Consider the following 17,265-nt stretch of genomic DNA (forward strand, 5'->3'; position numbering starts at 1 on the left):
GGTCGTCGGATCCTCACCGTTCGTGGTCGTGGCCGCCGGACGCGGCGTCTTCGGTGTCCTGGCCGCCGTACGCGGCGTCCTCCAGTTCGCTCAGCACCTGGTCCTCCACGACTTCCGCCAGTGCGGCGACCGTGTGGCAGACCAGGACGTCGCGCGGGGTGAGCGTGACGCCGAACGCGTCGTTGGCGCGGGAGGCGATGAGCAGGGCGCGCATGGAGTCGCCGCCGAGCAGGAAGTAGTCGTCCTCGGCGCCCACGGCCGTCTGGAGGGTCTCCTCCCAGATGGCCGCGAGTGCCTCCTCGGTGGGCGTGCGGGGTGCCACGTACTCGGGCCGTGCCCGCTCCTCGGCAGGGGCCGGTGCGGGTGCGGGCAGCGCGGCCCGGTCGGTCTTGCCGTTCTCGGTGAGCGGGAAGCGGTCCAGCACCACGAACGCCGACGGGACCATGTGGCCGGGCAGCGAGCGGGCGGCCAGCGCTCGCAGCTCCGTGGCGGCGGGCGGTTCGGCGCCGGGTGCCGTGAGCAGGTGGGCGACCAGGCGCGGCAGGCCCGGTTCGTCCTCGCGTACGGTCACCACGGCGTCCAGCACGCCGGGATGACGGACCAGGGCCGCCTCCACCTCGCCCGCCTCGATACGGTGCCCGCGCAGTTTCAGCTGGTGGTCCGAGCGTCCGAGGTAGTGCAGTTCGCCCGCGCTGTCGCGGCGCACCAGGTCGCCGGTGCGGTACATGCGGGTGCCGGGCGGCCCGAACGGGTCGGCGACGAACCGGGCCGCCGTCAGCCCGGGCCTGCCGAGGTAGCCGCGGGCCAGTGCCGGGCCGCTCAGCCACAGTTCGCCGGTGACGCCGTCGGGGACCGGCCGCAGCCGGGCGTCGAGGACGTAGGCGCCGGTGGCGGGCAGCGGGCGGCCGATGGGCGGTGCGGTGCCGTCCGCCTCCAGGGGCGCGGACCAGGTGGCGACCACGGTGGCCTCGGTGGGGCCGTAGGAGTTGACCATGCGGTGGTGCGGGGCCCAGCGGGCGACGAGTTCGGCACCGCACGCGTCGGCGCCGACGATCAGCGTCTTCAGGGCGGGCAGCGTGCCGGGGGCGTCGGCCGGCAGGGTGGCGAGGGCGGCCGGCGGCAGCAGGGTGTGTGTGATGCGCTCGGCCCGCAGGACGTCGGCCAGTTCGGCGCCGAGCAGCGGCCCGGGCCGGGGTACGACCAGCCGGGCGCCGTGCGGCAGGGAGGCGCACAGTTCCAGCACGGAGGCGTCGAAGCTGGGCGTGGCGAAGGCCAGTACCCGGTCGCCGGGGGCGACTTGGTAGTGGGCGGCCTCGGCGGCGGAGAACGCGGCGAGTCCGCGGTGGGTGACGACGACGCCCTTGGGGCGGCCGGTGGAGCCGGAGGTGTAGATGACGTAGGCGGGGTCGTCCAGGTCGAGCGGGCGGGTCCGGTCGGCGTCCGTGGGCCGGTGTCCGGGCATGTCGTCCGGCGGGGCGGCGAGCAGGGCGGCGACCTCCTTGGCGTCCAGGGTGAGGGCGGGGGCCGCGTCCCTCAGCATCAGGGCGATGCGCTCCTCGGGGTAGGCGGGGTCGACGGGCAGGAACGCGGCGCCCGTCTTCGTCACCGCCAGCTGTGCCAGCACCATGTCCGCCGAGCGGGGCAGCAGCAGCGCGACGAGGTCGCCCGGTCCGGTGCCGCGGGCGATGAGCCGGTGCGCGAGCCGGTTGGCGCGGTCCTCCACCTCGGCGAAACCGAGTGCCGTGCCGCCCGCGTCGAGCGCGGGTGCCGTGGGCCACCGGTCGACGGCGGCCTCGACGAGGGCGGCCAGGGTGGCGGCGGGCACCGGGCCGAGCGCGGGGCGGGCCGGGCCGCGCAGCAGCCGCTCCCGGTGCGCGGGCGGCAGGACGTCGAGGTCGTCCAGCCGGGCGGTGCCGTCCGTGCCGGCCAGGGCCCGCAGCGTGTGCAGCAGCTGCTCGGCCAGGGAGTCGGCGGTGGCCGCGTCGAAGTACCGCGGGTCGTGGCCGAGTTCGACGGAGAGCCGGTCCCCGGGCGAGACGACCACGGTGAGGGGGTAGTTGGTGGCCTCCCGGGCGTCCAGGTCCCGCAGGGCGAGCCCGTGCGCCCCCGCCGTCGCGTCGCCGACCGGGTAGTTCTCGAGGACCACCAGGCTGTCGAACATCGCTGTACCCGGCGCGAGCCGGCCGAGGGAGTGCAGTTCGTTCAGGGGCAGGTGGTCGTGGCGGCGGTCCTCGGCCCGTGCCTCCTGGAGCGCGCGCAGCCAGCGGGCGAGGGGCGCGGAGCCGTCGACGTCGACCCGCGCGGGCAGCGTGGTGATGAACAGGCCGGTGATGGTGTCGGCACCGGGCAGATCGGCGGGCCGCCCCGAGACGGTCGTACCGAAGCAGACCTCCCGCTCCCCGCTCCAGCACGCCAGCAGCAGCGCCCAGGCGCCCTGCACCAGGGTGTTGAGGGTGAGGCGGTGCCGGCGGGCGAACTCCTGGAGCCGCTGTGTCTCCCCGGCGTCGAGCCGCCGGGACAGCCAGGTGCCGGAGCGGGCGGTGTCGCCCGGGGCGGGCCTGCGGTCGTACGGCAGCGGGGTCGGGCCGCTCAGGCCGGCCAGGGCGCCGCGCCAGTGCTCCCGGGCCTGACCGGTGTCACGCGCGGCCAGCCAGGCGGCGTAGTCCGCGAACGGCCTGCGCTCGGGCAGCCGGGGCCGCTCCCCGCGGGCGAGGGCGGCGTGCGCGGCCATGACGTCGGCGAGGACGTGGAAGACGCTCCAGCCGTCGAGCAGGACGTGGTGGAAGGTCCACACCACGCGGACCGCGTCCGGGCCGAGCCGGACCAGGGCGAGCCGCAGCAGCGGGGCACGGTCCAGGGCGATGCCCCGGGCCCGTTCGCCGGTGAGCAGCCGTTCCAGTTCCGCGTCGTGCCGGTCCGCCGGGATGCCGCTCCAGTCGTGCTCGGTGACCGGCAGGGTCACGTCCCGGTGGACCACCTGGAGCGGCACGGGGACGCCGCGCAGGGCGACGGACGTACGCAGCACCGGTGTGCGGTCGACGACGTGCTGCCAGGCGGCGGCCAGGGTCCGCGGATCGCGGGCGCCGTCCGCCACGAAGGTGATCTGCTCGACGTACAGACCGTGTTCGGCCTCGTCCAGGCCGTGCATCACCATGCCGGTCTGGGTGGGGGTCAGCGGGTAGACGTCCGTCACGTCCGCTGAACCGCCGACGAGCCGGTCAACGGCCGCCTGGTCCAGCGGCGCGAGCGGGAAGTCGGAGGGGGTGCGGCCGCCGGCGCCGGGTTCGGCGCAGTGCCGGACGATCGCGCGGAGTTCGTCGGTCAGCTCGGCCGCCAGCCGGGCGACGGTCTCGCGCCGGTGCACCTCGCGCGAGTACGACCAGGTGAACTCCAGTCGGCCGTCGCTGACCTGTCCGAGGACGTCGAGGAGGTGCGGGCGGAGGGCCGCGGGGTCCATGCCGCCGGTGAGGCCGCCGTGGGGGGCGTGCAGCAGTCCGCCCGGGGCGGCGGTCCGGTCCTGCCGGCCCAGGTAGTTGAAGCAGACCGGCGGCAGGGCGGGCAGCTCGGCCCCGGCCGACGGGTGCAGGAAGCGGAGCGCGCCGTAGCCGAGTCCGCCGTGCGGTACGGACCGCAGGTTCTCCTTGACGCTCTTCAGCACGGTGCCGGTGCCGGCGCCGCGGGGCACGTCCAGGACGACCGGGTACATGGCGGTGAACCAGCCGGCGGTGCGGGCGAGGTCGGCGTCCGCGAACAGCTCCTCGCGGCCGTGGCCCTCCAGGGTCACCGCGACCCGGTCCCGGCCTGTCCAGCGGGCCAGGACCCGGCCCAGCGCGCACAGCAGGACGTCGTTGACGCGGGTGCGGTACACGTCCGGCACGTCCTGGAGCAGGCGGCGCGTCTCCGCGGCGTCGAGTCCGGCGGTCAGGCTCTCCTCGACGGCGACGGTGTCGGCGCCTCCGGCATGGTCGGCCGGCAGGGTGGTGCCGGTGTCGAGGTCCCGCCAGTGGGCGAGTTCGGCGTCGAAGCCGCCCGCCTCGGTGTGGGCGGTGAGCCGGCGGGCCCAGTCGCGGAACGAGGTGCTCTTGGCGGCCAGGGCGGGCCGCCGGCCGTCCCTGAGAGCGAGGTAGGCGGTCTCCAGGTCCTCCAGGATCAGCCGCCAGGACACGGCGTCGACGACGAGGTGGTGGGCGGCCAGCAGCAGCACCGGCCGGCCGCTGCCGGCCGGGTGGCACAGGGCGGCCCGCAGCAGCGGTCCGCCGGCCAGGTCGAAGCCGGCCCCGAGCGCACGGGCCACCTCGCCCGGGACCGCCCGGTGATGCACCTCCAGGTGCGGGGCGCCGCCGGGCGCGGTGCCGTACTGCCGCCACCGTCCGTCACCGGTCCGCTCGAAGCGCAGCCGCAGTGCGTCGTGGTGCTCCAGTACGACGGCCAGGGCGGCCCGCAGCAGCGACTCGTCGGGGTCGGTGGCCAGCTCGTGGGCGACCGTCTGGCTGAAGTGGGCGGGGTCGCCGGTGAGCGTGCCGAGCAGCCAGTGCTGTACGGGGGTGAGCGGGGCGTCGCCGGTCACCGGTCCCTGCTCGGCGGTGACGGCGGACACCGCGGCGTCCGGCATCGGCTCGGCCGCGTCGGCGAGTTCGGCCAGCGTCTGGTGGGTGAACAGGTGCCGGGGGGTCAGGGCGAGCCCGGCCCGGCGGGCGGCGGAGACGATCTGGATACCGAGGACGGAGTCGCCGCCGAGCGTGAAGTAGTTGTCGTCTGCGCCGACTTCGGGCACGCCGAGCACCTCGGACCAGATGGCCGCGAGGGTCCGCTCGGCCTCGGTGTGCGGCGGCCGGCCGCTCTCGCCCGCGGCCGGGGCGGCCCACCGGGGTGCGGGCAGCGCCCGCCGGTCGAGCTTGCCGGTGGCACCGAGCGGAAGCCGCTCCAACGGGACGACGAGGGCGGGCACCAGGTGGTCGGGGAGGCTGCGGGAGAGGAAGGCGCGCAGCTCGGCGGGGTCCGGCAGGCCGTCCGTACGGGGTACGGCGTAGCCGACCAGCCGTCGGTGGCCGGCGTGTTCGATCACCCGGGCCGCTGCCGCCGCCACGGCGGGGTGGCGGGCCAGGGCGGCCTCGACCTCGCCGAGTTCGATGCGGAAGCCGCGCACCTTCACCTGGTCGTCGCCGCGGCCCAGGTAGACGAGGTCGCCGTCGGCCGTCCAGCGGACCAGGTCTCCGGTGCGGTACATGCGGCTGCCGGGCGGTCCGAACGGGTCCGGCAGGAAGCGGGACGCGGTCAGGCCCGGCCGGTGCAGATAGCCCCGGGCGACACCGGTCCCGGCGAGGAACAGCTCGCCCGGTGCCCCGACCGGCGTCGGGCGCATCCGCTCGTCCAGGACGTAGGCGCGGGCGCCGCCGAGCGGCCGGCCGATCGGCGGGTCGCGGTCGGGGTCGGCCGGGTCGCAGGTGTGGGCGGTGGCGTAGACGGTGGCCTCGGTGGGGCCGTAGATGTTGCGCACCTGGCTGCCGGGGACGGCGTCGCGCACCCGGCGTACGGTGCGGGCGGGGAGCCCCTCACCCGCGAGGACGACGGTGTCCGCGGTGATCCGTACGGCGTCCTCGGCGAGCAGCCGGTCCAGGGCCGAGGGCACCGCGCTGAGCAGTCCGGCCCGCCAGGGCCCGGGCCGCTCGGCGAGGGCCAGCAGGTCGCGGACGACCTCCACGCAGCCGCCGGACAGCAGCGGAGAGAAGATCTCGAAGACCGACACGTCGAAGTTGAGCGAGGTGGAGGCCACCACGTGGGCCAGTCCCCGGCCGGTGAACTCGGCCGCCGCCCAGTCGGTCAGGGCCCGCACGGAGGCGTGGCTGACGACGACGCCCTTGGGCCTGCCGGTCGAGCCGGAGGTGTGGATGACGTAGGCCGGGTGGGCGGGCAGCAGGGTGCCGCGCCGCTCGTCGTCGCCGACAGGGGTGTCCGGGAGTCCGGGGTCCGGTTCCTCGTCCAGCAGGATGCGGGTGAACGGGCCCTCGGGCAGCCGGGCGGCGGTCCCGGTGGCGGTGATCACGGCGTCGGGGCGTACGTCCTCGAAGAGGAACGCGACGCGTTCGGCCGGGTACTGGGGGTCGACCGGCAGGTAGCCGGCGCCGCTCTTGAGCACCGCGAGGAGGGCCACGATCAGGTCGGCGGTGCGGGGCAGGCAGAGGGCGACGAAGCGCTCGGGTCCGGCGCCGGCGGCGATGAGCAGCCGGGCCAGCCGGCTGGAGCGGGCGTCCAGTTCGCGGTAGGTCAGGCAGGTGTCCGCGTGGCGGACGGCAGGGGCGTCCGGGGTGCGCTCGGCCTGCCGCCGGAACGCCTCGGGCAGGGTGTCGTGGGGTGCCTCGGCGGGAAGTCCGCCGAACCGGTCCACCAGCGCACGCCCCTCGGCCGGCGCCAGCAGCGGCAGTTCGGCCAGGCGGCGGTCCGGGTCGGCGGCCATGCCGGTCAGCAGGGTGCGCAGGCTCTCACCCAGGGCCTCCACCGTGGAGGCGTCGAAGGCGGCCGGGTCGTAGTCCAGGTTGACGGCCAGGGCGTCGCCGGGCGCGACGACCACACTGAGCGGGTAGTTCGTCGGCTCCAGGTCCCGTTCCTGCTCCATGGCCAGGCCGTGCCGGGCCAGCGCACCCTCGTCGAAGGGGTAGTTCTCGAAGACCACGATGGAGTCGAACAGGCCGGTGCCGCCGGGCACCTCGCTCCACGACTGCAACTGGGCCAGCGACACGAAGTCGTGGCGCCGGGACTCCGACTGGGCGGCCTGCAGTTCGCGCAGCCAGTCCAGCAAGGGGCGCCGGCCGTCGACGCGGGCCCGGGTGGGCAGGGTGTTGATGAACAGGCCGACCATCGAGGTCACGCCCGGCAGTTCGGCGGGCCGGCCGGAGACGGTCGTGCCGAACACCACGTCGGCGCCGCCGCCGTAGCGGGAGAGCAGCAGCGCCCACGCGCCCTGGAGGACGGTGTTGAGGGTCAGCCCCGCGCGCTGGGCGGTCTCGCGCAGCCGGGCCGAGTCGTCCGGGCCGAGGGTGATCCGCACCGACTCCGACGAGGAGTCGCGATGGGCCTCGGCGGGCCGCCGGTCCCGGGGCAGTTCGGTGGGGGCCTGGAAGCCGGCGAGGGCGGCGCGCCAGTACCGCTCGGCGCTGCCGGTGTCCCGCCCGGCCAGCCAGCGCAGGTAGTCGGCGAAGGGCTTGCGCTCCGGTACCCGGGGGCGGCGCCCGGTGGTCAGGGCGGCGTAGCGCTCGCACACCTCGTCGAAGACCTGGGCGGCGCTCCAGCCGTCGAGCAGGACGTGGTGGAACGTCCAGACCAGGCGGACCCGGTCGGGTGCCAGGCGGATCAGCGTCAGCCGCATCAGGGGCGCGGTGCCGAGGTCGATGCCCGCCTCCCGGTCCTCGGCCAGCAGCCGGTCCAGCTCGCGCGCGCCGTGACCGGGGCGGCCGGACCAGTCGTGGTGGGTGACGGGCACGGGGGCCCGGTGCCGGACGACCTGGAGCGGTTCCGGGGTCTCCTGCCACACCAGCTGTGTGCGCAGCACCGGGTTGGCGTCCGCGGTGTGCTGCCACGCCTCGGCGAGCGCGTGCGGGTCGGTGACGCCGGACAGCACCAGCTGCACCTGGTTGACGTAGGTACGGCCGTCGGGGTCCAGCAGGCTGTGGAAGAGCATGCCCGACTGCATCGGCGTCAGCGGGTGGATGTCCACGACGTCCCGGCCGTCCCCGGCGATCCGGTCCACCGCGGTCTGGTCGAGGCGGGCCAGCGGGAAGTCCGAGGGGGTGCGGCCGCCCGCCCCCGGTCGGGCGCAGTGCGCGACGATGTCGCCGAGGGCCCGCAGCATGCCGTCGGCGAGCGCGGTGACGGTCTCCGCGCGGTGCCGTCCGGCGCTGTAGTGCCAGGTGATCTCCAGCCGGTCGTCCTCGACCCGGGCCACCACGTCCAGCAGGTGCGGCCGCTGGGTGCCGGGTGCCTCCGCGCCGCCCAGGCCGCCGGGCACCGCCCCGATCAGGGCGCCGCCGGAGGCGGTCCAGTCGAACCGGCCCAGGTAGTTGAAGCTGATGCCGGGCGCGGGCGCGCCGGTGAGCCGTTCCTCGCGGGCGAGGTGGCGCAGCACGCCGTAGCCCAGCCCCCGGTCGGGTACGGCCCGCAGCTGCTCCTTCACCGCCTTCAGGGCGGTGCCCCAGTCCCCCGCCGGGACGGACAGGGCCACCGGGAAGAGCGAGGTGAACCAGCCGACGGTGCGGGACAGGTCGACGTCCTCGAAGAGCTGGTCCTCGCGGCCGTGTCCCTCCAGGCCGACGGCGACGGTGTCGCGTCCGGTCCAGTCCGCGAGGACCCGGCCCAGCGCGGTGAGCAGGACGTCGTCGATGCGGGTGCGGTAGACGCCGGGGACCCGGCGCAGCAGGTCCGCGGTGCGCTCGCGGTCCAGCCGGACGGTCACCGCACGGACGTCGGCCGTGGTGTTGCCGCCGGTGCCGTCCACGGGCAGCGGGTCGGCGCAGGCCCGGGCGGCGCGCTCCCAGTGGGCGAGCTGTGCGGTGAGACGGCCGTGGCCGCGCAGCCGCCGGGCCCACTCCCGCACCGAGGTGGTGCGGGCGGGCAGGCTCATGGGCTGTCCGGAGGCGGCCTGCCGGTAGGCGGTCTCCAGGTCCTCCAGCAGGATCCGCCAGGAGACGCCGTCGACCACCAGGTGGTGGGCGACCAGCAGCAGCCGGTCGGGCCGGGTGCCGGCGGCGGTGAACAGGCGGGCGGTGAACAACGGGCCCGCGTCGAGCCGGAGTCCGGCGTGCACGGCCGCCGTGGCGCGTTCCTCGTCCCGCCGGTCGTGGATCCGGAGCAGCTCGGGTACCGGGCCGTCGGGGGCGGTGATGTCCTGGCGCCAGGTGCCGTCGTCGAGGGTGAACCGGGCGCGCAGGGCGTCGTGGTGGGTCCACAGGGCGGTGAGGGCGTGGCGCAGGGCGTCCCTGTCGACGGCGCCGGCCGTCTCGATGACGACGGACTGGTTGAAGAAGGCGGCGTGCTCCGGCCGCGGGTCCAGGAACCAGTGCTGGATCGGCAGGAGGTCCGCCGCTCCGTCGACCGGGTCGGTTCCGGCCACGGCGGTCGCCGCCCCGCCGGTGGCGACGGCCAGCTCGGCCACCGTGGGGTGCCGGAAGAGATCGCGGGGGGTGAGGGTGAGTCCCGCGGCGCGGGCCCGGGAGACCACCTGGATGCTGAGGATCGAATCACCGCCCAGCATGAAGAAGTTGTCGTCCACGCCGACGCGTGCCACGCCGAGCAGCTCGGCCCAGATCCCGGCGAGGACGCGCTCGGTCTCGGTGCGCGGGGCGCGGTGGGTCCGCTCGCCGCCCGCCGACCAGTCGGGGGCGGGCAGGCGTCGCCGGTCGACCTTGCCGTTGGCCGTCAGCGGCAGTTCGGGCAGGGTGACGAAGGCGGCGGGCACCATGTAGTCGGGCAGTCCGGCCGCAAGGTGCGCGCGCAGCTCGGTGGCGGCGGGCACCTCGGCGGTGCCGGCCGGTACGAGGTGGGCCGCCAGCCGCTTGCGTCCGGCGTCCTCGTACAGGGAGACGACGGCCTCGGCGACGGCGGGGTGGGCGGTGAGCCGGGCCTCGATCTCGGCGGGTTCGACGCGGAAGCCGCGGATCTTGATCTGGTCGTCCGCGCGGCCGACGAAGTGCAGCTCGCCGTCGGCGCTCCAGCGCACGATGTCGCCGGTGCGGTACATGCGGGTGCCGGGCGGGCCGTAGGGGTCGGCGACGTAGCGGGCGGCGGTCGCCCCGGGCCGGCCCGCGTAGCCCCGGGCCAGCCCGGCGCCGGCTATGTACAACTCGCCCGGGACGCCCGGCGGTTGGGGCTGGAGGGCGGTGTCGAGGACGTATACGCGTGTGTTGTCGAGCGGACGGCCGATGGGCAGCACGGCGGGCAGCGGGTCGCCGGAGCGGAAGACCCGGCGGGTGGCGAAGGTGGTGGTCTCGGTGGGGCCGTAGCCGTCCACGACGGTCAGGCCGGGGCAGGCGTCCAGGACCCGGCGCACGGCCGCGCCCGGTACGGCCTCGCCGCCCGTCCACACCTCGCGGGCACCCCGCAGACAGCCGGGGTCCTCCTGCGCGAGGAGGCGGAACAGGCCCGCGGTCAGCCACAGGCAGTTCACCCGCTGCTCGGTGACGGCACGCCTGACCTGGGCGGCGTCCAGGTCGGCGGGCGGGGCGAGGACGGCCGTGCCACCGCGCAGCAGTGGCACCCACACCTCGTAGGTGGCGGCGTCGAAGGCGTGCGGCGAGTGCACGAGGACCCGGTCGTGCCCGGCGAAGGCCCGGTCCAGGGCGAGGGCGACGACGTCCCGCTGGCGCACCGCGACGCCCTTGGGGGTGCCGGTGGAGCCCGAGGTGAACATCAGGTACTGGACGTTGTCGGGGTGGACGGCACAGGCGGGCGCGGGGCCGTCGGCTCCGGTGGCGTCGTCGACGCGCAGCACACCGTCGCCGGGCAGCACCTCCCCGGCCGTCCGCGCCCATCCGGCGTCGGTCAGCAGCAGCCCGGCACCGGCCTCGGCCAGGATCCGGCGCAGCCGCTCGGCCGGTGCCCTGCCGTCCAGGGGCACGTTCACGCCGCCGGTGCGCACGAGGGCCAGCTGGGTGACGATCAGCTGCACGGAGCGGTCCATGAGGACGCCCACCGGCTGCTCGGGCCGTACCCCGAGCCGGGCCAGCCGGGCCGCCAGCCGGTCCGCCCGGGCGTCGAGTTCGCGGTAGGTGACGTGCTCGTCTCCGGCCTCCAGGGCCACGGCGTCGGGAGTACGGCGCGCCTGTGCGGCGAAGATTGCGGCGACGGTGGTGTCGGGGAGGTCGGTGGCGGTGTCGTTCCAGTCACGCAGCACCTGCTCGCGGCGGTCCGGGCCGAGCAGCGGCAGCCGGGCGGGCGGGCGTCCGGCACCGGCGGCCAGGCCGGTGAGCAGGACGGTCAGGTACTCCGCCATCCGCTCGGCGGTGCCGGCGTCGAACAGCTCGGGGTCGTAGCCGAGGCGCAGGGCCAGCTCCGTACCCGGGTAGGCGGTGAGGCTCAGCGGGTAGTTGGTGGTCTCGATGCCCTCCAGGCCGCTCAGGCGCAGTCCGTGGCCGGCGGCGAGGTCGCCGTCCACCGGGTAGTTCTCGAAGACGACGATGCTGTCGAAGAGGCCGACGCGCTCGGGCAGTTCGGTGAGGGCTCTCATGCGGGTGAGCGGCAGGTGGTCGAAGCGCCGGTCCTCGCTCTGGTCGCGCTGGAGGGCGCGCAGCCAGTCGAGCAGGGTGCCGTGCCCGGGGACGGTGACCCGGGTGGGCAGGGTGGTGATGAACAGGCCGGTCATGTCCTCGGCACCGGGCAGCTCGGGGGGCCGTCCGGACACGGTGGTGCCGAACACCACCTCGTCCCGGCCGGCCTGCCGGGCCAGCAGCAGTGCCCAGGCTCCCTGCACCAGGGTGTTCAGGGTCAGCCCGGCGGTGCGCGCCAGTTGTTCCAGCGCCCGGGTGTCTGCCGCGGGGAGCGTGCCGCGGACCGCGTGCGTGGACTCGGCGCGGTGCGCCTCGCGCGGCTCACGGTCGTACGGCAGCGGGGTGGCCTCGGTCAGGCCGGACAGGCGGCGTCGCCAGTGCCGTTCGGCCTCGGCCGGGTCGCGCCGCCGCAGCCAGGCGACGTAGTCGCGGTGGGGCGGGCGGTGCGGCAGGGCGTCGGGGCCGGCCCCGGCGTGCCGGGCGAAGACGTCCGACAGCACCTGGAACAGGCTCCAGCCGTCCAGCAGGAGGTGGTGGAAGGACCACACCACGCGCACCTCGGTGCCGGAGAGCCGGGCGAGGAGCAGGCGCTGCAGCGGGGCACGGCCGAGGTCGATGCCCTCGGCGCGGTCGCGGGCCAGCACGTCGTCCAGCCGGGCCCGGCGCTCCTCGGCGGTCAGGTCGCGCCAGTCCAGGTGGGTGACCGGGACGGCCGCGTGGCGCTGCACCACCAGCAGCGGCTCGGGCACGTCCTGCCAGACCACCCGGCCGCGCAGCACCTCGGTGCGGTCGGTCACGTGCTGCCAGGCTGCGGCGAGGGCCCGCGGGTCGGGCACGCCGTCCAGGACGAACGTCAGCTGCTGGAAGTAGACACCGCGGTCGTCCTGGGACAGGCCGTGGAAGAGCATGCCCGCCTGGGTGGGCGTGAGCGGCAGCACGTCGGTCACCGCCGCCGGGTCCACGCCCGTGATCCGGTCCACGGCGGCCTGGTCGAGGGGGGCCAGCGGGAAGTCGGACGGGGTGCGTCCGGCGGCTCCCGGGCGGGTGGCGTGCCGGGCGAGGTCCGCGAGCGCGTCGGCGAACCGCCCGGCGAGGGCGGTGACGGTCTCCTCTCGGTACCGCCGGTCGGTGTAGAACCACGTGAACTCGAGGGCGTCGTCCACGAGCCGGCCGACGACCTCCAGGGGGTGCGGGCGCTCGGCCGACGGGTCCGCGTCCAGCTCCAGCGGCCGTACGGTGCCCCGGTAGAGGCCGTCGGTGTCCTCCGACAGTTCCATCCGGCCCAGGTAGTTGAAGCTGACCTGCGCGTCCGCGGTGCGCGCGCCCGCTCCGGGGCCGGCCAGGTACCGCAGCGCGTCATGGCCCAGGCCGTGCCGCGGGACGGCGCGCAGCTGCTCCTTGACCCGCTTCAGTACGGTGTCCCAGCCGGCGTCGGCGGGAACGGCGAGCGCGACGGGGTACCGGGTGGTGAACCAGCCGACCGTGCGGCTGATGTCCAGCTCGGGGAACAGCTCCTCGCGGCCGTGTCCCTCGACGTCGACCACCACCCGGTCGCGCCCGCTCCAGGCGCACAGTGCCCGGCCGAGGGCGCTGAGCAGGACGTCGTTGGCCCGGGTGCGGTAGGTGTCGGGCAGGGTGCGCAGCAGGGCCGAGGTGTCCTCCGGGCTCAGGCGCACGGTGACGGAGCGCTGGGCGGCGTAGGTGTCGGCGCCTTCCGGCAGGTCGGCGGGGAGGGCGGGTTCCGGGCCGGGGACCGACTCGGCCCAGTACTCCCGTTCGTCGTCGAAGCCGCCGTCCGCCGCGTGGGCGTTCAGCCGGCGCGCCCACTGCCGCAGCGGTGAGGACTTCGCGGGCAGCGCCGTGGCGCCGTCGTGGCCGGCGCGGCGGGCACGGTAGGCACGGTCCAGGTCCTCCAGGAGCAGGCGCCAGGAGACGCCGTCGACCACCAGGTGGTGGACGGCGAGGTGCAGCACGGGGGGCCGCCCGGCGCCCGGGTCGTGCAGCACGGCGCGCAGCAGCGGTCCCCGGGCGAGGTCGAAGGGGCCGAAGTGCGGGGTGTCCGTCTCCGGGCCGGTGTGGCGGCCCAGGCGGACGCGGGGCGCCCGGTCGTCGATGAACCAGCCGGCCCCGTCGGCCCCGGCCGCCGCGCCCCCTGCTCCCGACGCGTCGGCCGCGTCGGCCGCGACGAAACGGGAGCGCAGGGCGTCGTGGTGGGCGACCACGTCGTTGAGTGCCTCCTCCAGCGCCGCCGGATCCAGGTCCTCGGGCATCCGGACCGACAGCGCCTGGGAGAAGTGCCCGGCCCGCTCGGCGGCGCCGAACAGCCAGTGCTGGATGGGGGTCAGAGGGGCCGTGCCGGTGGCCGCCTCCGGTGCGGGGGCCGACTCGCGCGGTCCCGCGGCGGCGTCCGCGCAGCGGGCGAGGGCGGCGACCGTCTGGTGGTGGTAGACGTCCCGGGAGGTCAGCGGCAGACCCTCCTGCCGGGCCCGGGCCACCACCTGGATGCTCAGGATCGAGTCGCCGCCGAGTTCGAAGAAGTTGTCGTCGACTCCGATCCGCTCCACGCGCAGCACCTCGCACCAGATCGCGGCGAGCGCACGCTCGGTCGCCGTGCGGGGCGCGACATGGCGTACCGCGCGCACGGCGGGACCGGGGTCGGGGAGCCGGCTCCGGTCGAGCTTGCCGTTCGGGCTGAGCGGCAGGCGGTCCAGCACGAGGACGGCCGACGGGACCATGTAGTCGGGCAGCGTGCGGCCGAGCTCCCGGCGTACGGCCTCGGCCTCCGTCCGCTCCCCCGCGGCCGGGACGACGTAGCCGACCAGGCGCCGGTGGCCCTCGCCGTCGGTGGTGACGGTGGCCGCCGCCTCGGCGACCGCCGCGCAGCCGCGCAGCGCCTCCTCCACCTCGCCCAGTTCGATGCGGAAGCCGCGCACCTTGACCTGCTGGTCGATCCGGCCCACGTACTCCAGGCCGCCGTCGGCACGCCGGCGCACCAGGTCGCCGGTGCGGTACATGCGCTCGCCCGGCGCGCCGAACGGGTCGGCGATGAACCGGGCGGCGGTCAGCCCGGGACGGTGCAGGTAGCCGCGGGCCAGGCCGCCGCCGCCGAGGAACAGCTCGCCGGTGACCCCGATGGGCTGGGGACGCAGGGCGTGGTCCAGGACATACGCCCGGGTGAGCGCCACCGGGCCGCCGATGGGCGGGGCCTGCTCCGGCAGCCGGTCACCGGCGAACCAGGCGGTGGCGTACACGGTGGCCTCGGTGGGGCCGTAGATGTTGGCGATCCGGCTCCCGGGCATGGCGGCCCGCAGGTCGTGCACCGTCTGCGCCGGCAGGGCCTCACCGGCCAGGACCACGGTGTCCGCGGTCACGGGCGCCGTACCGCCCGCGAGCAGCCGGGAGACGACGGAGGGCACCCCGCTGAGCAGCCCGGCGCGCCGCGGGCCGGCGCCGTCGGCGAGGGCCGGCAGGTCGGCGACCACCTCGACGGTGCCACCCGCCATCAGGGGGCAGAGCAGTTCGAAGACCGAGACGTCGAAGTTGAGGGACGTGGAGGCGATGACATGGGCCAGTCCTTCGGCACCGAACCGTTCCCGCGCCCACTGTGCCAGGGCGGTGACACTGCGGTGGGTGACCACGACCCCCTTGGGCCGGCCGGTGGAACCCGAGGTGTAGATGACGTAGGCGGGATGGTCCGGCAGCAGCGGGCGCAGCCGGTCGGCGTCGGTCGGCTCCGTGTCGGCCACGTCCGCCTCGGCGCAGTCCTCCAGCAGCAGCGGCGCACAGTCCGCGGGCAGTGCGGCGGCGGTCTCACGGGTGGCGACGACGAGGGCGGGCCGGGCGTCGGCGAGCATGAGGCGGAGGCGCTCGGCGGGATAGCCGGGGTCGACCGGGAGATAGCCGGCGCCCGAGGCGAGCACCGCCCACAGGGCGGGCACGAGGTCGGCGGTGCGCGGCAGGCACAGCGCGACCAGCCGCTCCGGGCCGGCGCCCCGCGCGACCAGCAGCCGGGCGAGCCGGGCGGCCCGCCGGGCGGTCTCGGCGTAGTCCAGCCGGACCGGGCCGCAGACGACGGCGGTGCGGTCGGGGGTCCGGGCGGCCTGGGCGTACAGCAGCCCGGGCAGCGTGGTGTGCCCGGTGTCACGGGCGCGGCGGGCGGGCGGGTTCCAGGTGTCCACCAGCGTCCGCTGTTCCTCGGCCGAGAGCATGGGCAGCTCGGCCAGCGTGCGGCCCGGGCCGTCCGCCATGCCTTCCAGCAGGCGGTGCAGATGGGCGGTCAGCCGGCTCACCGTCGACGCCTCGAACAGGTCCGTGTTGAACTCGGCGGTCAGCACGCAGCCGCCGTCCGCGTCCGGCGTGAACTCCAGGACCAGGTCGAAGCGGGCGGCCGGGCGGGGCAGCGGGTGGTCACCGAAGTGCACACCGCCGGAGAGCGGCGGCACGGGCGGAGCGGTCTGCTGCACGACGAGTGCCTGCACCAGCGGGGTGCGGCTGGGGTCGCGGGGCGGGGCCAGCTCCTCCACCACCCGGTCGAAGGGGACCGCGTCATGGGCGAAGGCGTCCAGCACCGTGGTCCGCATGTTCTCCACGAACCGGTCGACGGTCACCCGCTCGTCCACCTCGCCCCGGAGCACCACCGTGTTCGCGAAGAAACCCGGCACTCCCTCCAGGTCCCGTCGGCCACGCCCGGTGGTGACGGTGCCGAACGCGACGTCCCGCTGCCCGGAGTAGCGGGAGAACAGCAGTGCGGAGGCGCCCGTGAACAGGGTGAACACGGTGGTGCCGCGCCCGGCGGCCAGCTGCCGCAGCCGGGTCACCAACTCCGCCGGGAGGAGGTGCCGGTGGGCCGCTCCGGCGGTGGTGCGCACGGCGGGGCGCGGCCGGTCGGCCGGCAGTTCGAGGTGCTGGATCCCCGCCAGGTGCCGCTTCCAGTAGGCCAGGTCGGCGGTGTCGGCGCCCGCGGCCCGCTGCTGTCGCTCCCACACCGCGAAGTCCGGGTACTGCACGGCGGTCCGGGGCAGACCGTCCGGCTCGCCGGTGGTCTCCGCGTGGTAGAGGGCGGCGAGTTCGCGGGTGAGGATGCCCACCGACCAGCCGTCGGTGACGATGTGGTGCTGGGCCAGGAGCAGCAGATGGTCCTCGGCGGCGAGCCGGACGAGCAGGGCCCGGGTGAGCGGGCCGGCCGCCAGGTCGTAGGGGCGGCCCAGCTCCTCGGTGAGCAGTGTCTCGGCGGCCTCGGCGCGGCGCGCGTCGGGTACGCCGGTGAGGTCGGCCGTCCGCAGCGGCAGGTCCGGCTCCGGCGCGACACGCTGGACGCCCTGGCCGTCGGCCGTGCCGAACGTGGTGCGCAGGGAGGCGTGCCGGGCCGCGAGGCGGTGCAGGGCCCGGCGCAGCGCGTCCCCGTCCAGGGGACCCCGCAGCCGGAGGGCCACCCCGGTGTTGTACTCGGTGCCGCCCGCGGTCAGGTCGTCGAGGTACCAGAGCCGTCGCTGCGCGCTCGACAGGGGCAGCTCGCTCCCCGCCGGGGCCGGCGGGATCGGCTCCGCCGGTGCGGCGGCCGACGGGTCGGCGAGCAGGGGGGCGAGGGCGGCGACCGTACGCGCGGTGAAGACGTCCCGCACGGTCAGCCGTATGCCCAGTTCGTCCCGGATTCTTGCCAGGACGCGGGCGGCGAGGATCGATTCGCCGCCGAGGTCGAAGAAGTCGTCCGTCACCCCGACCGCGTCGACGCCCAGGACGTCCGCCCAGATCTCGGCGAGGGCCCGCTCCCGCGCGGACCGTGGTGCCACACGGCCGGCGGTGACCGTGCGCTCCGGGGCGGGCAGGGCCCGCCGGTCGATCTTGTTCTGCGGGGTGAGCGGCATGTGGTCCAGGACCACGACCGCGGACGGCACCATGTGCGCGGGCAGCACGGCCGCCACAGCCGCGCGCAGAGCCGCCGGGTCCGGGGCGGGCGCCGGGTCCGGGGCGGGCGCCGGGTCCGGGGCGGGCGCCGGGTCCGGGGCGGGCG

At 76.0% G+C, this 17,265-nt stretch carries 1 protein-coding gene; it reads right to left on the reverse strand.

What is annotated here, in order from left to right; all coding sequences use genetic code 11:
* Positions 1–13: 13 nt before the first annotated feature.
* Positions 14–17,188, reverse strand: a complete 17,175-nt coding sequence (locus tag AB0B40_RS33315; RefSeq protein WP_362267240.1) for a non-ribosomal peptide synthase/polyketide synthase — start codon at positions 17,186–17,188, stop codon at positions 14–16.
* Positions 17,189–17,265 lie beyond the last annotated feature (77 nt).

The sequence above is a fragment of the Streptomyces sp. NPDC042638 genome (assembly GCF_040647235.1).
GTDB classification, from domain to species: Bacteria; Actinomycetota; Actinomycetes; order Streptomycetales; family Streptomycetaceae; genus Streptomyces; species Streptomyces rameus.